An 18,086-nucleotide genomic window follows, 5' to 3' on the forward strand; every position below is an offset into this window, starting at 1 on the left:
CCATGACTTATGTGTACCTGGACTATGCTCAGATGAAGACCGTCGTCGCGGAGTTGAACAACTACGCGGAGGCTATCGAGCAGTCAGGGGCGGAGATCCGACGAGCCAATGAGAACAACAATGGTGCCGGCGATATCGACGGCATAATGAGCTGGGGGGAGCTCGTTGCCGAACTAAGGGACACCTCCGCAGAGATCGACAACCGCGTTGAGACCGCGAAATCCCTCAACGAGAACGGAATCACCCCCACCGACGGGAACCTGATCTCCTACGTGGTCCCAGAAAAGACAGACGACGATGCGGATGTCGTCGTCAGGCACGCCAATGGCCTCCTGGACGCCAACGAGCTCACGAAGCTTGCGGAGAAAAACGAGAAGCCTTCAGAAGAAACCTGGAACGAGTTGATAAATCGACTCCAGAATAATCAAAATGATGGAGTATACGCCGACGCGGTCCTCTCTTACATAGGCCCGGAGGGAATGCTCGATCTCCCTTATCGAACGATGGATATGTTCGGATTTAAACCCGGACTCGCCACGGGAGATTTCAGGCACAGGAACCCTCAGGCTATGCACGATCTGAATAACATCTTTGGTCACATGCTCGCATCGGCATCGCGCAATTGGGGGGATGAGAAATCTTCCGCCTTCGCCAATCAATTAGCGGATGCGGCTCAATATAATTCCCGAAGAATGTGTAATCTCAACGCCACCCTCTTCACCACCGATCAGAAGGATGGCGAAGCGACTGCATTGGATTACAACGACGCCATGCTCATCACCCTGGCGAGGCGACTGGAAGCATTCGAAGACCCTGAGATAGATACCCCAGCTCACGAAACCCGAGACTTTTCTACTCTTCCACCCGAACTAGGGTACTTCAAGGATCCTTTGCCCGGAGTGGTGCGGGCTATGACCGCTAATCCCTCGGCGGCCCTGGAATGGTTGGCTCCCTCGGATCCATCAAAGACTCCACTGACTGCAACTTCTTCCTCTGATATGATCAGCAGGATAGAAGGCCTGGTCAACAGATGCGATTTCAGGTATGAGAACTGGACGGAGGACTGGACCTCCATTGCTGATAGAATCAGTCGCGGAGACGCAGGCCATGGGCCCACAATCGTGCCGCACTCTTATGAGGACACACGCAATACTGCGGCCGTCTCTGGAATCATGAACGGAGTCGGCGAGCATCTGGAGCCCTGGGTCTTCAAAGACCATCTCTCAGACAAGACGCGATCACGCATAGGAGATGTGCTATCCCGCTATCCGGCCGGAATAGACAAGTCAACGGAGGAAGGGAACGGGGACGGAAAGCTCTTGAACGACCTGGGTTACAGCAGCACCCAGCCCATTCTTACGGACAAGGCACTGCGCAATCTAATTGCAGGAATGGGGGAGCATCACGGGTTCGGAAATTCTATTCAGAATCATCATGACCGTGAAATTGAGACTGCACTGACAAACTACGACCCCGATCGTCGGCATAAAATCACGGTCGTGATCAATGATATCAGTCGCACCAACGGGTTCATAGCTGGCTCAGACGCCTGGCATAACACCGAGATAGGGGAGGCTGAGGATGCAAAACTGCAAGTCGACAAGGCGGCCACTTCCTGGCTTGCGAGCCATATTCCCGTGATAGGAGGAGAAGCGGCAACTGTCACCGAATGGGTACACGACTTTTTCTTCAAGCCCAACAACAAGGACGAGTCTGAGAATTTATCATATAAACTAACCGACATCGCTCGAGACTCAACCAAGTCGCGAATCACCTTGGCTATTCTAGACTCCAGAAGCAACCCTCTCACACCAGAAGAAATGCGCTTAAAAGAAGGAGATATAGAAGACTTGCGTGCCGATGCGGTGATTCGAGACCACCTCTACGACGAGAATGAGAATTTAGATATCTCCCCTGAGGCCCTGAGGGCAGAAGACGCGGCGGATGTCAGAATGGCTTTGGATCACGCCTCCAAGAAAATTTCTATCATGCCCGGCTTTGAAGAGCCACTCGAATCATACGTGGTGGATCGGTTCGATGAGGGCTGCGAGATTGTGAAAAAAATCAAGTAAGCGCTTCTCTGGCTGAGGGCCTGTTCTTTGGGGCTCTGGGCCTCGCGGGTCCGAGGCCCAGAGCCCCAGAGAGCAGATCTCAGCCCCGGGCGGCCTGGACGAGGCGGTCGATGACCGCCTGGCGGTCGCGCACCCACTCCGGGGTCCAGACGCGCTCCACGCGCTCCCATCCCATCTGCCCCAGCACATCGACGGGGATGAGATCGCGGTCGGTGACGCTGGTGCGGCGCTCCCAGTCCGGCCCGTCGAGCAGAACCGCCACCCGCGGCCGCTCCCCCGGTCCGCCGGAGAGCACCAGGTCGATGACGAAGGCCGAGTGGCCCACACCGCTCCGGACCTCCAGCCCGGCCTCCCGCAGGGCGCCCGCGATCTCCTCGCGGTACGCCTCAGCCTGGCCCTGGGGCGCAGCGCCTCCCGCCTCCTGGTTGCCGCGGGCCTGCTCCATGTAGGCGCGCAGGTCCTTGAGCCCCTGGGGGGAGGCCTCGTCGAGGTGGAGATCCTCGGGGTCGAAGCTGGCGACGACGATCACCTGGCGCCGGGCCCGGGTGATGGCCACGTTGAGGCGCTTCTGGCCGCCGGCCCAGCTCAGCGGCCCGAAGTCCAGCGGCAGCTCGCCCGCGGAGTTGGCGGAGAAGCCCAGGGAGAACAGGATGGTGTCGCGCTCATCGCCCTGGACGTTCTCCAGGTTCTTGACGAACAGGCCGTCGGTCTCATGCAGGGCGGACACGATCCGCTGGGAGCCCTCCGCCCGCAGCAGGGACTCGATGAGATCGCGCTGCTTGGCGTTCAGGGTGATGATACCCAGCGAGGGCGTGACCTCGGGCGAGGCCTCGAAGCGGGCCAGGACCTCCGAGACGATCTCGCGGGCCTCAGCCGGGTTGGTCCCCGGCCGGGCGTCGGGGTGCTGCTCAGCCTCCTCGGGGCGGATGTAGAAGCCGTCGACGCGCCGCAGGCTGGTGCCGTGGCCGTCAAGGGGGCCCTCCGGCGCCATGACCCCCAGGGGGCTGGGGAAGGAGGCCAGGGCGCCGTCGTAGTAGCGCTCGTTGGAGAAGGCGATGAGGGACTCCACCCGGCTGCGGTAGTGCCAGGTCAGGCGGTGGCTGCGCACACCGCCGGCCAGGCAGCTGTCCAGGATCGACTCGCGCTCCTCGGTCTGCTCGTGCTGGGGGTCCTCGTCCTGGGCGGCGCCGCGCTCCTCGAAGGCGGTGGGCGGCATCTGCTCGGGGTCACCCACCACGACCACCGAGCGCCCCCTGCCCATGGTGCCCACCGCGTCGGCCACCGGGATCTGGGAGGCCTCGTCGAAGACGACGATATCCACGTACTGGCGGTCGGCCGGGAAGAAGCGGGACACCGAGTCCGGGGAGACCAGGATGCACGGCGTCAGCGCCACCACCAGGTCCCCGTAGGAGTCGATCATCTCCCGGATGCTCATGGTGCCGCGGCGCAGGGTGATCTCCTGGTCCAGGGCGTCCAGGCGCACGCGCTCCTCGGCCAGCACCCGGTCACGGCGGGCCAGGGCGCCCTCCAGCAGCTCGGCCCGAAGCCCGGTGCGCAGCCGCTCCTGGACCTGGCGGTAGGCATCCAGCAGGCCCGCATGGGCCGCGACGTCGAAGGACCCGAAGCCCGCCCTGGCCGAGCGCTCCTCGAAGGAGGCCTGGGCCAGGCGGCGCCGCAGCCCCGGCTCAATCCCGTGCGGGTCGAAGTCCTCGCGCGCGACCTCCTGCATGAGGCCCTCGGCCGCATCCCCCAGGCCGGCGGCGTGCAGGAAGGCGGCGACGTCGTCGGGGTGCTGGGCCAGGGGATCCCAGTCAGGGCACTGCTCGGGCTCGCCGGGGGTGGTCAGCAGGTCCGCGAGCGCCCCCAGGTAGGAGTGGCCCACGCAGTTGCGCCCATGCAGCCCGGTCCGGTAGGCCTCCAGCTGTCCGCGGATCGACTCCAGGTCCCGACGGCGATCGGCCAGCCTCTCGGCGTCCACCGGCTCGGTCCGCAACTCCCGGGCCTCGCGCAGGGCCCGGCGCATGTGGCCGGACTTGACGTCGTTGTCGTGCAAGGGCAGCAGGAGGGGGCCGATGCCGGCCTCCTCGCGAAGGCGCCTGGCCACCACGTCGAGAGCCGACTTCTTCTCCGCCACGAACATCACCGTGCGACCCAGCGACAGCGCCCGGAAGATCAGGTTGGCCACCGTCTGGGACTTGCCCGTCCCCGGAGGCCCCTCCACCACCAGGCTGCGCCCGGCCGCCGCCTCGCCGACCACCTGGGCCTGCGTGGCATCAGCCACCAGAGGCAGATTCTCGGTGACCTCGTCAACGCTGCGAATCTGCGCCGCAGCATCAGCAGGATCATCAAATGCGCGATCAGGAGTCTCCGCAAGATGACTGACCAGCGGGTTGGCGCTGATCGTCGACCACGACTCCTCCAGATCCCGCCACATCCGGTAGGTCGAGAAATTGAACAGGCCCAGGTGAACAGTGGGAGTCACCACTGTCTCCACACCGGCCCGATGCAGGCGCCCGCGCACCGCCTCCAGCGTGGGCTCAACATCGATCCCATACGCATCATGCCGGGGCTGAATCAACTCCGTCAGCTCAACCCCGGTGTCCTGGGCAAAGCGATGCAGGAAGGAGTAGTTGGGCGTGGAGGCGTCGAGCTGGTCGGGCAGCAGGCGGTAGCCGTCCTCGACCCGGTGCAGGGTCACGGGGATGAGGATGAGGGGTGAGCGCACCGGGGTGTCCTGGCTGCGCCACTCCAGGGTGCCGATGGCCAGGTAGAGGTTGTTGGCCCCGGTCTCGAACATGATGGTCTGGGACCTGGTGGTGAGCACCTGGAGGGTGGAGGCGTAGTCCTGCTCGCCCAGGTCCACCTCGACGGCGCGGTCCTGGGCCAGCAGCTCACCGGCCCGGGCCTCCCGGTCCTCCTGCGGCCCGGCGGGGCGCAGGGCGATGAACTCGCGATGGTTGACGTAGTCCTCGAACTGGCCCACCAGATGCCCGGGGAGCATGAGCTCGATGGCTGTCTGGGCCCGATTGATCAGGGGGTTGCTGAGGGTGAGGTCCAGCAGGCTGCGCTTCCAGTCCTCCAGTCGCCGGGCGCTGTCCTGGACGGCGGCCTCCGGGGGCGGGTCCTGGGGGGCCGGGGCCTGCTGCTCGTCGCTCTGGCCGATGGCGGCGATGAGTCCCTCGATCTCCTCATGGCCCCCGGGCGCCTCGATCAGGCGCAGGGTGCGGCCGGCGGCCTCCAGGGCCTCGCGGGTGCGCTCGTCGTCGAAGGCCTGTCCCCGGGCGGCCTCGTAGCGGAAGCGGTTGACCTCCTGGAGCGCCGAGCCCAGCTCGTCAGTGAGCTTCAGCAGGTAGCTCCCGTCACGGCCGCGCGCCGTGAGCAGCCGGATCTGGGTGGACAAGTCGGCCAGATCAGGGGCCTTGGAGTCCGGCCCGCCGCTCAATCGGGTCAGCAATCGCTCGAGCACGGGACCGCCGAGGATCGTGCGCAGGTAGGGCTCGAGCTGCCCCGGCAGAACGTCGAGGAGGCCCTGGGTGACGAGATCGCGATTGTCGAGCTTCATAGTTCGCTTCCCCGAGCCGCACTCGCCTGTCCTGACGGAGCACCGATGCGGGATGCGGCGGGGGACCGGAGGAGTCAGGTGGTGCGACTAGGAAATTTAGGTGGTACGGACGAGAGGACGGGCTGACTATGGCCAGCGTATGCAGGCTACATGAATCCTCGCTCCCACCAGGCCGGTCTTGGGGGCTGATCACCAGCTGCGCTGAGTCGCCCCGGTCACGGCCTAACTCGCATCTGCGACGGGAGGTGGCAAGGAGGTCAGGCAGCGATCCGGCGGGCCTGCGGCAGTCGGGGCGCGTCCCGGGGACACCCAAGCCCTCAACGACCCTCCGCGCCGGGAATCGGATGGGTAGAAGGCCCCACAGTCCTGGGCGCAGGACGGCGAGGCGCCCTAGCATCGAGCCATGAGCATTGAGGCCGTTCAGGTGACCCGGTACTTCGGGCAGGCAGCCGCTGTCTGGCAGCTAGACCTGTCCGTGCCCAGCGGCAGCGTCACGGGCCTGGTGGGCCCCAATGGCGCGGGCAAGACAACGCTGCTGCTCATGCTGGCGGGGCTGCTGCGCCCCGACTCCGGATCGATCCGGGTGGCGGGCCTGGACCCGGTGGCCCAGCCCCGTCAGGTGCATCAGGCGGTGGGCTGGATGCCGGATGCCTTCGGCACCTGGGACTCCCTGACCTGCAGCGAGATCCTGGAGACCTTCGCCGTGGCGCAGGATGTGGAGCGGTCCACGATCATGGACCGGGTCCAGGAGATGCTGCGCACCGTGCACCTCGCGGACATGGCCAGCGCCCCGGCGCGGGTGCTCTCGCGCGGCCAGAAGCAGCGCCTGGGCCTGGCCCGCGCCCTGGTGCACCGCCCGCAGGTGCTGCTGCTGGATGAGCCCGCCTCCGGGATGGATCCACGATCGCGCGCCGACCTGCGCATCCTGCTGCGCGAGCTGGCGGGGGCCGGGGTCACCGTCCTGGTCTCCAGTCACATCCTCGGCGAGCTGGAGGAGATGGTCGACCACGTCGCCTTCGTCTCCCGGGGGCGCACCGTGCACGGGGCCGTGAGCGGCGCTGATGAGGCCGGCGACGCCGGCGTGGAGACCGCTGAGGGCTCGACCGGTGCCGCGGGGCGGCCGCGACCGGTGCGCACCGCCTGGCGGATGCGCGCACTCGACGGGGATCTCCTGGCCGACTGGCTCCGAGGCTCGGAATTGGCGGGAGTGGTTGAGGAGCCTGGCGCTGTGCGCCTGGAGCTGGCCGACGACCGCGCCGCCGCGCAGGCGCTGCGCCAGGCGGTGGAGGCCGGCGTCGAGGTGATGGCATTCGGGCCGGTGACCGGGACCCTGGAGGAGACCTATCTGGCCATGGAGGAGGAGCGGCGATGAGCTGGAAGGGCGTGCGCACCGTTGCGGTGCTGGAGTTGCGTCAGCGCGTGAGGGCCACGCGCTGGCGCCTGATGCTGGCCATCTGGGCGGTCGTCCTCGCACTGGTCTGCGGTGGGCTGATGGCCGCGATGCTGGCGAACGGCTATCACCCGGCTTCCCGGGACTACCTCGCCCTGTACGACGTCGTCGTCTGCTTCGTCCTGGGCATCGGGCTCATCGTGGCGCCCACGCTCTCGGCGATGTCGATCAACGGAGATAGGGCCGATGCCACGCTCGCACTGCTGCAGGCCACCGCGCTGCGCGCCCGTGAGATCGCGGTGGGCAAGCTCCTGGCCGCCTGGTTGGCGGCCATGACCTTCCTGGCGGTAGCGCTGCCCTTCCTGGCGGTCCTGGCGCTCATGGCCGATGCGAGCCCGCTGACACTGCTGGGGCATGCGCTGGTTCTTCTCGTCACGCTGGGCTCGGTGTGCGCGATCGGCCTGGGGATGTCCGGCCTGACCGCGCGCACCTCGGCCTCCGCGGTTCTGACCTACCTGGTGGTCGCGGTGCTGGTGGTGGGCACGCCCCTGGCCACCGCGGCGTCCACGATGGCGGCCCGTGGAACGCAGAGAGTCATCTACTACGAGGCGGACTACGACGCCTCGACCGACGACTCGGTGAAGTGCGAGGAGAAGCCGCACGTGGAGATCGAGGAGGTGATCCACACCGACCGCATCTGGTGGATGCTCACCCCCAATCCCTTCCTCATGCTGGCGGATATCAGCGCCCGCGACACGAGAGGGGACCCGTACGCGGGGCTGCTCAAGTCCTCTGGCTTGGGCATCGATGAGATGCGCAATCCGCAGCCCGCAGAGGTCGTTCACTACTTCTGCGACCGAACGGCCACCGAGGAGCCCTCCTTCGATGAGGACTCGCAGTCTCCCCAGCATCTGGCGTTCTGGCCCGCGGGGCTGCTGGTGCTGGTGCTCCTGGGCACGGGCGGGGTCGTCGCCGCCGTCAGGCGCCTGGAGGTGCCGGCCGGGAGGCTGCCCAAGGGCGTGCGCCTGGCCTGAGGACCGCGCTCCGCCGGCGCGGGTGGTCTCACCTCACCCGGAGATCGCGGATGGGCTCGATCCCCATCCGCGCGGCGATTGGCGCGACGATCCCGACCGTGGCATGCGCCCTGACCTGGCTGGCTGACACGCGCACGGTGATATGACCGCATGTCACCGAGGCCTGGTCCCGCATCCGATCCCGCTCCCAGTTGACACGGGAGGAGTGGTAGGCATAGCCATCGGTCTCGATGATGAGCGCGGGCTCGGCATCGGGCCGGAGCATGAGGGCGCCGCGCGGGCCTGGAACCACGTCTCCGGGGTAGGCGGTCAGGAGGATGTCGACCTCACCAACACCCTCGACATAGACGGCCACGAATGGCGCGTATCCCGCCTCTTCGAGCTCATAGCGCGCGATGGTCTCAAGGATCGACCGGGCTTGCGGGTGAGCGCGCGCCAGTAGCTTTCTCACCGGCCCGTTGCGAGGCCCAGGCAGCGCGCCTTCGAGCTCCTCCAAGCGCACAAGGCCGGCATGCAGCGCGGCGTCTACGGCGATCAGCGCATCCAGCTCCTCAGCGCAGCGCATGTAGCAGACGAGTGCCAGCTCGATCGACGCGACCGGCATCCGCGAGGCATCCTGCCCCGCGACTCGATGGATCACCGTGCGCCCCAGGTCGCCTGGAATCCGGCCGCGATGGGCGGGGACCGCGACATGAAGGGCGCCAGGCTCCTCCTGCGCAGGCAGTCCGTAGAGCCTCAAAGCGTGAGCGCAGGTCATCACTCCCCCGATGCGCCGGCACAGCACGACGCGGGGGTCCGCATCGTGCAGCGCCACAACGCTGTTGGCGTGCATGACGAGGGACCATCCTCGACCATGCGCCGAGCATGGAGTCGCTCCGAACGACTGCAGCACAACTCTGACAATCGCATCGCACCTTGAAACGATGTAAAACGGTTTACGAGTTCTCCATCAATAGCAAACATAACTTAATGATGGAATGGCTCTACGGGCGACCGCCACTCGCGAGAAGGGCTGTGGATAACCCGGAGACCGATTTGGAGGGGATTAAGCGCGGGCACACCACAGCGTTGTCGCAGGCCCGCAGGTCGACGCATAGTACTTTTTCATACTAGATGTTGGACGAGGCCAATGCCCTCCAAATCGGTCGCTTGGGCCCCTCGCCGCAGCCAGCACAGCGGGAGAGGCAGCGGTCAGTCGTCGGAGGTGTTGAGGGTCTGGACCTCGGCAACCGGGATCTGGGTGGTCGAGGTCGTGGTGACTCCGCCAAGGTCGCCGCTCTCCCCGGTGGTGGAGGTCCAGGTCGCCGAGTAGGTGATCGAGGTGGTCAGCGGGGTGGTCCCGCCCAGGTGCGCCGAGGAGCGGGTGAACATGATGGAGCAGTCCGTTGAGGAGGAGTCCGGGCTCCACGCGACCCCGAATCCCCGGCACGACACCGTGGAGTCCGGCGCCGAGAGCCTCATCCCGCTGGCAGAGGCCGTGATCGTCGCCGAGGCGCTGCCCGCCGTGGCCGTCACCGTCACAGTCGTCGGAGTCTCCCCCGAGGCCCACACCCAGGTGTCATAGCCCACGATGGTGGCCCCCTCCGCCACCCCACTCAGGGACATCTTGGGGTTGTAGTCCACGCTCGGCGCCGGGATGGTCACTGAGTTCCACGCGACCCGCGCCAGCACAGTGGCCGGGATCTCCGGAGCAGGAGGGGCCGAGCCGGCGGGGACATAGATTGCCGGATGGCTCTTCCTGTACTCATCGGAATAGGCGAAGAACTCATCAAGTTCCGAGCCTTCGGGCATGTACTCAGAACTACAATGAACGTCGTGCCAGTTCCCCTCGCCGTCCGTCGCATATTTCTTGTAATCCGAGTACCTTTCCTTCATGCGTTGATAGTGGCCCGTCTCACCAAATCTTCTCTCGTCTTTATGAACATCACCGCGATCCATGTATTTCGCCAGCTCCTCCCCCGTCCATACAGGCTCGTACCAGCACACCGGATGCACCCAGCCGCTGATGTCCTCCCCGGAGACGGTCGTGCTCGACGACCCTCCGCCACCGCCGCTGGTGGAGTATGTTGTTGACACGTGCACCTGAAGGCTCTGAGACCCCGACGGACCGGCCGAAACGCTGCCCCCCGAGCGCGGCGAGGGATTTTTCCCGGAGTCCCCCGGCCCACCGCTCGCCGTTGAGGCGGTCAGGCCCAGAGCCAGAGAGGTCAGGGAGCATATGATGACGCCAAGGGCGCCGATTCTTCTTCTCATCACTCACACCGCGCATTCATTGAGGGAGACGTATTCAACAGAGATGATCTTCCAGGTTCCGTCCTGGAACTCCAGGGTCGCGATATAGCCGAATCGCCCGTCCAGTCCCTTTGACTCGCTGACGTCCTTGCCGGAGGCGTCGCGGACGGTCAGCCCCGACTGGTCGACGCAGTAGGAGACCTCTCCGGCGGGCAGGCCGTCGGAACGGGTGATCTCGACCCGATCGATGGCCACGCGAACATTCCCCTCCAGGGTGATGCCCTCCCACTGCGCATAGTCCTCCTTGATCTCCTCAAGGGCAGTGCCGGAGGCCGCCTCCTCGGCCTTGTCAACGCCGGGCCTCTCGAACCAGAGATCCCAGGTGAGCTTGTCTGCGGCGACGAAGCCCTCCAGCATGCTCGCCTCCATGCGCGCCAGGCCCTTGGGGGCGGTCACCAGCGTGTACTTCTCCGTGGACACGGATTCGACGGCCAGTGGCGAGGCCGTTGCCGAGGCGGTGCCTGTGGCCGTCGGGGACGCCGACTCCGGCGCTCCCGACGAGGCGCTCGCCTGATAGCTGGGAATGTCTGTACCGCTCGCTCCGCCCGAACAGGCGGCCACCAGGCCCAGGGCGGTGGCGCACAGCGCCCGCAACGACAGTTCTACGGCAGCACGAGCATTCATCTGCTTCTCCGAGGACAGGAGGGACGGTGGATCCAATGGTCACGGAGAAGCCGCGGAGCGTCCATGGGCTGCTGGACCCATCAGTCAGCGGCGCGCTCAGTCCTCCACCCGGCGCCGGCCCTCGAAGGCTCGGCCCAGGGTCACCTCATCGGCGTACTCCAGGTCACTGCCCACCGGCAGCCCGGAGGCCAGCCGGGAGACCGGCACCTCCATGGAGCGCAGCATGCGGGTGAGGTAGGCGGCCGTGGCCTCGCCGACGACGTCGGGGTCGGTGGCCAGGATGATCTCCTCCACCCCGGCGACGCGGGCGAAGAGCTCGCGCATGCGCAGGTCATCGGGACCCACCCCGTTGATGGGGTCGATCGCCCCGCCGAGCACGTGATAGAGGCCCCGGTACTCCCGGGTGCGCTCGATGGCGACGACATCCTTGGGCTCCTCGACCACGCAGATCACCCGGCTGTCGCGGCGCGGGTCCAGGCAGATACCGCATTGGGGGGCCTCAGCGATATTGCCGCAGGTCTCGCAGAACCTGACCTTGGCCTTGACCGCGCGCAGCGCCTCGATGAGCCGCTCGACGGCGGCCGTATCGGCGGACAGGACATGGAAGGCCATGCGCTGGGCCGACTTGGGTCCGATGCCCGGCAACTCGCCGAACTCGTCGATGAGGTCCTGGACCGCTCCCTCGTAGATCGCGGGCATCTCAGTGTCCCTCCTGGGTCACGGTGACCTCCTCGATGACGGTGGCCCCCAGGATCCGCTTGACCACCTCCAGGCCGACGACCCCCGCGTCCTCGGCGTCCTCGTCATCCTCGCTGGGGGTGTCCTCCTCCAGGGAGAACTCGGTGGCCTCGGCTGCGGCGCGGGCGGCGGCCATGGCGGCGGCGAGCTTGGAGCCGGGAACGCCCGTGGGTGTCCAGGTGGCGGCGTCGGGGCTGGGGGCCGCTATGCCCGGGGAGGCGGGCTCGGGGCCGGCGGGCCCATCCGGGTCCCCGGGCTCTTCGGGCAGGGGGACGCCGTCGGAGAAGGCAGGGCCGTCCCAGCTGACAGGCGTCAGCCCCGGCCGCTGCGGCGCGGCCTGCTGCGGCTGAGGCTCGGGCATTGGCGGCAGCGCGCGCAGGCGGTGGACGGTCGCCAGGGGCGCCTCGGGCTCGGGAGAGGCCGCTGGAACCTGGGCACCGTCCCTCTCCCCAGCCCCGGAATCCTCAGGCGCCTCCGCAGGCTCGACGGCAGCCGGGGATGCCTGACCGCCGGGAACGGCGACCGGCCCCCAGCCGTCATCGTCGGCAAGCGCCGGACCGGAGCCCCCATCCGCCTCCACGGACTCGGCAGCATCCGGGGTCGCCTGACCACCGGGAACGGCGACCGGCCCCCAGCCGTCATCGTCGACAGACGCCGGACCGGAGCCCCCATCCGCCTCCACGGACCCGGCGGCATCCGGGGTCGCCTGACCGCCGGGAACGGCGACCGGCCCCCAGCCGTCATCGGCGGGGGCCGGGTCCTCAACGGGGGGAACGCTGATATCAGCCGCCTGATCACCGGGCGCGGCATCATCGGCGACCGGCGTCGCCGTGGCAGGCTCGGGCCGATCACTCTGGCCCTGCGGCTCGGCCCCGATCTCCTCGGAGGGCTCCGATCCAGGGGCGGCCTGTGCCTGCGGCATCCCCCGGCCCGCAGCCGGCCCCACCGCCCAGTCCTGCTCGATCGCGGACTCGCCGGCCCAGGGCACGGTGGTCCCCGGGCCGGGCGTCCAGGACTCCGCCTCCTCATAGGCCGACTGATTGGCCAGCTCGTTGGCAGGCTCGTTGGCAGGCTCGTTGGCAGGCTCACTGGCCGGCACCTCGACGTCGGCAAGGGGCTCGGGCGGCACCGCCTCATCCCACACTGGCTCAGGCTCCTCCGCAGCCGTGGGCTCACCCGGCTCCTCCTCGGGCTCAGGGCCCAGGGCCGCAGCCGACGCCCGCGGATCGGGCTCGACGCCGCTCGCACTGCCCTGGTCGAGGGCCTGGGGGCCCAAGGCGCCTCCTCCTGGGCTCGCGCTGCGCTCCCAGCCGCCGACGTCCCCCGCGGAGGCGGGCGCGACCGGAGCGGCCCAGTCGGCCTGTCCGCCCGGGCCGGAGGGAACCGATGGATCAGGCGCCCCACCGCCGGGCCCGCCGGGGCCGCCTGGACCGTCGGGGCCGGCAAGGATGGCGTGGACCTCCACCCGCAGCCCCAGGGCCTGGTGGATGGCGGCGGAGAAGATCGGGCCGTGCCCGCCATTCTCAAAGGCACCCACCAGGCCCGGCGCGTTGAATAGGAGCGTGAAGACGCCGGCCGTCAGGGTGCCGGGGCGCGAGTTCGGCCCCACGAGGGCCCAGGTGGCGCGCCGGGAGCGCTTGGCCGCCTCCAGCACCTCCTCCCAGCGGGTGCGGATCATCTCCGCCTCGGCCGCACCGGGCCCCTGCGCGGCCGCTGGGGGGCTGCTGGGCACCCCCGGCTGCGGGCGCTCCCCGTCCGCAGCCCCGGAGTCCTCGACGGCGGGGGGCGCGGAGACGGCCTGCGGGGCGGCCTGCGGGGCCTGAGCGGCGGCGCGAGCCTGGGTGGGCTCGGGGCTCGGGGAGGCGGGCGCCGAGGCTCCCGTCCCCTCCCAGTCCACGACGACAGGCGAGCCCGCCCCGGCCGCGGGTCCATCGGACCCGCTGGCCCCACCGGGCCCGGCCGGCGTCTCGCCTGGTCGGGAGGCCGGCGCAGTGGTCCCAGCGACCGCCCTGCCCGATCCCGCCCCGGCGGAGGCGGCCGGCGCGACCTGGCCGCCCTGCTGCGCCGGCCCCGCAGACCCCGCCGACCCCACCGGTGCCGCAGGCGCCTGGGCCTCGCCCCGGGGCTGGGCGGGGATGACGAGCCGGGCCACGAGGAGCTCGAGCTGGAGGCGGGGCGAGGTGGCTCCCACCATGGCGGTCAGGGCCTGCGCCGTCGTATCCGCGGCGCGCGACAGGACAGCGGCACCCATGGTGCGGGCCTGGAGGTCCATGCGGGTCAGCTCGTCGTCGGGCAGGGATCCCAGGGCGGGACCGGCCTGGGACCCGGCCAGGGCGATGACCAGCAGGTCGCGCAGGCGCTGGAGGAGGTCCTCGACGAAGCGGCGCGGATCATGCCCGGAGGTGACCACGCGGTCCACCACACGGAAGACCCCGGCGCCATCGCCGGCGGCGATGGCATCCACGCACTGGTCGAGCATGGTCGTGTCCGTGTAGCCCAGCAGGGCGACGGCGCGCTGGTAGTCAACGGCGCCGTCGACCGCCCCGCCGATGAGCTGGTCCATGACGGACAGGGTGTCGCGCACGCTGCCCCCGCCGGCGCGCACCACCAGGGGGAAGACGCCGGGCCCGGCGCTCACGCCCTCGGCGCCGCACAGGTGCCCCAGGTAGCCCTCCAGGGTGTCGGGCGGGACAAGGCGGAAGGGGTAGTGGTGGGTGCGTGAGCGGATGGTGCCGATGACCTTCTCCGGCTCAGTGGTGGCGAAGATGAACTTCACATGCGCCGGCGGCTCCTCGACGAGCTTGAGCAGGGCGTTGAATCCCTGGGCGGTGACCATGTGGGCCTCGTCGAGGATGAAGATCTTGTAGCGATCCCGGGCAGGGGCGAAGGCGGCGCGCTCGCGCAGGTCGCGGGCGTCGTCGACCCCGTTGTGGCTGGCGGCGTCGATCTCGACGACGTCCAGGCTGCCCGGCCCGCCGGTGGCCAGATTCCTGCAGGAGGGGCACTGGCCGCAGGGGGTGTCGGTGGGGGCCTGGGCGCAGTTGAGGCAGCGGGCCAGGATGCGCGCGCTGGTGGTCTTGCCGCAGCCGCGCGGGCCGGAGAAGAGGTAGGCGTGGGTCACGCGCTCGGCGCGCAGCGCCGCCATGAGCGGGGCGGTCACGTGCTCCTGCCCGATGACGTCCTGGAAGGTGTCGGGGCGGTAGCGGCGGTACAGGGCGGTGGTCACGGTCAGACTCTATGCGGCCGGGTTGACACGGCGCGACGGCGGCACGGGACGGCGCTCGCCCCGCCGCTGCCGCCGCCCCGGCCGCTCCCGCCGCTCAGAGCTCGATCCCCAGCACGGGGACCCCCAGGCCCAGGACGGTGATCGTGATGAGGATGAGCCCGATGATGTTGAGCCACATCCCGGCCTTGATCATGTCCTTCATGTCCACGTACCCCGAGCCGTAGGCGATCGCATTGGGCGGGGTGGCCACGGGGAGCATGAAGGCGCAGGTGGCCGCGAGCGCGACCGGCACCACCAGCAGGAGGGGGTCGATCCCCAGGCCGACGGCGATCCCGCCGATGATCGGCAGGAAGGCGGCCGCGGTGGCGGTGTTGGAGGTCAGCTCGGTCAGGAAGATGACCAGGCATGTCACCGCCGCCACGAGGAGGACGACCGGCAGGACGCCGAGCCCCTTGGCGGACTCCCCGATCCACACGCTCAGGCCCTGGGAGGAGAACTGGGCGGACAGCGCCAGGCCGCCGCCGAACAGCAGCAGGACATCCCAGGGCAGGTCCTTGGCGGACTCCCAGTCGAGCAGGCGCGTGCCTTTCTGCCCCGGGGCGGGCACGGCGAACAGCACAAGGGCCACGAGGACCGCGATGACGTTGTCGCTCAGCGGGGAGTCGGGCCACAGGGTGGGGATGAGCGCCCAGGACAGCGCGGCGGTCACGAACACCACCGCCACGCATGCCTCCCCGGAGGTCAGCGGCCCCATGGCGCGCAGCTCGTCGCGGATGATCTCCTTGCCGCCGGGGATCTCATCGATCTCGGGCCGGAACAGGACGCTGGTCAGCAGCCACCAGGCGATGAGGAGGAAGACGACGGCCAGCGGCACGCCCATGACCATCCACTGGCCGAATCCGATGCCGATGCCGTAGGTCTCCCGGAGGTGGGCGATGAGGAGGGTGTTGGGCGGGGTTCCGATGATCGTCCCCAGGGACCCGATGGAGGCGGCATAGGCGATGCCGAGCATGAGCCCGGTGGCGAAGCGGGTCCGGCCGGATCTCCCCTGGCCGGAGGCCTGCTCCATCTGGCCGGTCAGGATGAGGATCGAGGTGCCGATGGGCAGCATCATGACGGCGGTCGCCGTGTTGGACACCCACATCGACAGGAAGCCGGTGGCGAGCATGAAGCCCAGGACAAGGCTCTTGGGCCTGACGCCCAGGGCCGTGACGGTGAGCAGGGCGATGCGGCGGTGGAGGTTCCAGCGCTGCATGGCCAGGGCGAGCATGAAGCCGCCCATGAAGAGGAAGATGGTGCCTGAGGCGTAGGGCTTGGCGGTGTCCTCGAGGCTGGAGACGTTGGCGATGGGGAAGATGACCAACGGCACGAGGGCGGTGGCGGCCAGCGGGATGGCCTCGCTCATCCACCAGGCGCCCATGAGGATGGCCACGGCCGCGGTCAGGCGCAGCCCATGCTCGGTGACGGTGCCGGCCGCCTCTGGATCGGCGGCCAGGACCGTGCTCAGTGCGTCATCCGGCATGGCCACATACGCGGCGATGGCCAGGACGACGCCGAGGCCGCCTCCGATGGCCTGCCTGCGGCGCGTGCCTGGCGAGGGGGGTGTGGCCTGCTGGCCTGCTGCTTGGCTGGTGGACGGGTGGGTCACGGGTGTACTCATGATGGTCCTCACGACGTCATCGGCATGATCAATGAGCAGACCCACGACGCGGCGAAGAGGCGGCGTCGTGGGATCTAAGCACGGTACGCGCTCGCGGCCTCCCTGTCTTCTTGAGAGGCATGGCGCGGGGGAGGGCTTAGGTCGGACGTGTCGGTGTTCCACCCCGTATCGGCCCTCGGGCGGCTCCTGCATGGCCGGGTCTGACGGCGTCGTGACCAGGAGCCCCAGAGCCTCGGTGGTTGCGAGGCTCGGCGGCGGAGGATGGGGGATTCGAACCCCCGAGGGCTTGCACCCAACACGCTTTCCAAGCGTGCGCCATAGGCCACTAGGCGAATCCTCCAGGCGCTCCACGCGGCGCGGCCGCGTGCAACAGGTAAGGAATATATCGGAGACACCGGGGCGGGGGCCAGCCGCGGGCGGTGGCATCGCTCACGCGGCCGGGGCAGGCCGGGGCAGGCCGGGGCGGGCCGCGGCGGGCAGGGCGGGCTGGGGCGGGCAGGGCGGGCTGGGGCGGGCCCGGGCAGGCAGGGGCGGGCCCGGGCAGGCAGGGCGGGCTGGGGCGGGCCGGGGGGCGGGCCGCGGCGGGCCGGGGGGCGGGCCGCGGCGGACGTGGGTTTGCGTATACGACGTGACTTCGCGTCAATCACCCCTGTGCTACCCCCAGTTCGATGACGCGAACCCTGGTCCGGTACGCAAAGGCACGTCCGACGCCGCCGCGAGTGCACCGCCGCGGGCGCACCGCCGCGAGCACTCCGCCCTGAGCGCTCCGTCGGGCACCTGGTCGAGGTGGGCGCCTGAGTCGGGTACACTCTCACGCGGCCCCTCGTGCGGCGTCATCCAGTGAATCCCCCAGGACCGGAAGGTAGCAAGGGTAAGCAGGCTCTGGCGGGTGCGCGAGGGGTCCTCAGTGCCGGAGCTGCCGGGACTGCCGGCGCTGCCGGTCTCGACGTCGCAGGCGGCCGCCGCAGCCCAGTGGTTGTGGAGAATGACAACAGTGGGGCTAGCATCCGTCCATGCGAACCCTCAAGCATGTCCTTACCCTTCCCATGATCGCAGCCCTGGCCCTGTCGGTGTCGGGGTGCTCAGTTGTTCAGTCGCTGATCGGCGGGACGCACTCGGTGGATCTCGCCGTGGGCGACTGCATCAAGAGCCTTGACGGCGATGTCACCGGCTCAGACAACCAGGTCGGCCAGGTCCAGGTGGTCGACTGCTCCGAGCCCCATCTCTACGAGGTCTACGCCGAGGTCGAGCTGAGCGGCGACTCGCTGCCCTCGGCGACCGAGGTCGAGACGGAGGCCGAGGACGCCTGCTTCGGCTCTGGGTTCGAGGAGTATGTGGGTGCTCCCGTCACCGAGACGGAGTACGTCGCCACTTACCTCTCCCCCAGCCAGGACACCTGGGATGCGGGCGACCGCAAGGTGACCTGCGTGCTGTCGACTCTGGATGAGTCCGAGTTGACGGCCTCGGCCAAGGACAGCGCGAAGTGAC

General features: G+C 68.6%; 11 protein-coding genes, 1 tRNA gene and 1 other RNA gene. 5 read left to right on the forward strand and 8 right to left on the reverse strand.

All coding sequences use genetic code 11. The features are described 5' to 3' along the window. The first annotated feature begins 2 nt into the window (after positions 1–2). Entirely contained in the window at positions 3–2,072 is a 2,070-nt protein-coding gene (locus EL266_RS02225; RefSeq protein WP_126412090.1) for a DUF6571 family protein, read from the forward strand. Positions 2,073–2,151: 79 nt separating this feature from the next. Here the strand turns inward: EL266_RS02225 and EL266_RS13605 are convergent, their stop codons facing one another. Next, positions 2,152–5,634, reverse strand: a complete 3,483-nt coding sequence (locus EL266_RS13605; RefSeq protein WP_051281235.1) for a DUF4011 domain-containing protein — start codon at positions 5,632–5,634, stop codon at positions 2,152–2,154. 403 nt (positions 5,635–6,037) lie between these two features. Here EL266_RS13605 and EL266_RS02240 point away from each other — a divergent pair, with 403 nt between their 5' ends. After that, positions 6,038–7,006, forward strand: a complete 969-nt coding sequence (locus EL266_RS02240; RefSeq protein WP_026427121.1) for an ABC transporter ATP-binding protein — start codon at positions 6,038–6,040, stop codon at positions 7,004–7,006. After that, on the forward strand, positions 7,003–8,058 hold the full coding sequence (locus tag EL266_RS02245; RefSeq protein ID WP_026427120.1) for an ABC transporter permease: 1,056 nt from the start codon (positions 7,003–7,005) through the stop codon (positions 8,056–8,058). The genes EL266_RS02240 and EL266_RS02245 overlap by 4 nt, the downstream gene beginning before the upstream one ends. A 28-nt stretch (positions 8,059–8,086) precedes the next feature. On the opposite strand, the gene EL266_RS02250 is transcribed toward EL266_RS02245, so the two are convergent. From EL266_RS02250 to EL266_RS02280, 7 genes are all read right to left on the reverse strand, one after another. Next, entirely contained in the window at positions 8,087–8,890 is an 804-nt protein-coding gene (locus tag EL266_RS02250) for a hypothetical protein (protein ID WP_232012087.1), read from the reverse strand. A gap of 359 nt (positions 8,891–9,249) precedes the next feature. Next, complete coding sequence (locus EL266_RS02255) at positions 9,250–9,933, reverse strand: hypothetical protein (protein ID WP_232012088.1); 684 nt, start codon at positions 9,931–9,933, stop codon at positions 9,250–9,252. A 381-nt stretch (positions 9,934–10,314) separates the two neighbouring features. Beyond that, positions 10,315–10,974: a hypothetical protein gene (locus EL266_RS02260; protein ID WP_126412092.1), complete on the reverse strand. Its 660-nt coding sequence runs from the start codon at positions 10,972–10,974 to the stop codon at positions 10,315–10,317. A gap of 96 nt (positions 10,975–11,070) precedes the next feature. After that, complete coding sequence (gene recR, locus EL266_RS02265; RefSeq protein WP_026427116.1) at positions 11,071–11,673, reverse strand: recombination mediator RecR; 603 nt, start codon at positions 11,671–11,673, stop codon at positions 11,071–11,073. 1 nt (position 11,674) lies between these two features. Continuing rightward, a complete protein-coding gene (locus EL266_RS13845; RefSeq protein WP_034514961.1) occupies positions 11,675–14,938 on the reverse strand; it encodes a DNA polymerase III subunit gamma and tau in 3,264 nt (1,087 codons plus the stop codon). Positions 14,939–15,032: 94 nt separating this feature from the next. Then, a complete protein-coding gene (locus EL266_RS02275; protein WP_026427114.1) occupies positions 15,033–16,598 on the reverse strand; it encodes an SLC13 family permease in 1,566 nt (521 codons plus the stop codon). Between the two features lie 255 nt (positions 16,599–16,853). Then, a tRNA-Ser gene (locus EL266_RS02280) sits at positions 16,854–16,938 on the reverse strand. Between the two features lie 474 nt (positions 16,939–17,412). Between EL266_RS02280 and ffs the strand changes: the two genes are divergently transcribed. Together ffs and EL266_RS02290 are read left to right on the forward strand one after the other, a co-directional pair. Beyond that, positions 17,413–17,507: signal recognition particle sRNA small type (gene ffs / locus EL266_RS02285), an RNA gene on the forward strand. A 104-nt stretch (positions 17,508–17,611) separates the two neighbouring features. Continuing rightward, on the forward strand, positions 17,612–18,085 hold the full coding sequence (locus EL266_RS02290; protein ID WP_026427113.1) for a septum formation family protein: 474 nt from the start codon (positions 17,612–17,614) through the stop codon (positions 18,083–18,085). The last annotated feature ends 1 nt before the right edge of the window (position 18,086 follow it).

It is taken from the genome of Actinomyces slackii (assembly GCF_900637295.1).
In the GTDB taxonomy this organism is placed as follows: domain Bacteria; phylum Actinomycetota; class Actinomycetes; order Actinomycetales; family Actinomycetaceae; genus Actinomyces; species Actinomyces slackii.

Coding starts and splice junctions, on each gene's coding strand:
- EL266_RS02225 (WP_126412090.1), top strand. CDS start 3: ATGACTTATGTGTACCTGGACTATGCTCAGATGAAGACCGTCGTCGCG.
- EL266_RS13605 (WP_051281235.1), bottom strand. CDS start 5,634: ATGAAGCTCGACAATCGCGATCTCGTCACCCAGGGCCTCCTCGACGTT.
- EL266_RS02240 (WP_026427121.1), top strand. CDS start 6,038: ATGAGCATTGAGGCCGTTCAGGTGACCCGGTACTTCGGGCAGGCAGCC.
- EL266_RS02245 (WP_026427120.1), top strand. CDS start 7,003: ATGAGCTGGAAGGGCGTGCGCACCGTTGCGGTGCTGGAGTTGCGTCAG.
- EL266_RS02250 (WP_232012087.1), bottom strand. CDS start 8,890: ATGCACGCCAACAGCGTTGTGGCGCTGCACGATGCGGACCCCCGCGTC.
- EL266_RS02255 (WP_232012088.1), bottom strand. CDS start 9,933: ATGAAGGAAAGGTACTCGGATTACAAGAAATATGCGACGGACGGCGAG.
- EL266_RS02260 (WP_126412092.1), bottom strand. CDS start 10,974: ATGAATGCTCGTGCTGCCGTAGAACTGTCGTTGCGGGCGCTGTGCGCC.
- recR (WP_026427116.1), bottom strand. CDS start 11,673: ATGCCCGCGATCTACGAGGGAGCGGTCCAGGACCTCATCGACGAGTTC.
- EL266_RS02275 (WP_026427114.1), bottom strand. CDS start 16,598: ATGAGTACACCCGTGACCCACCCGTCCACCAGCCAAGCAGCAGGCCAG.
- EL266_RS02290 (WP_026427113.1), top strand. CDS start 17,612: ATGCGAACCCTCAAGCATGTCCTTACCCTTCCCATGATCGCAGCCCTG.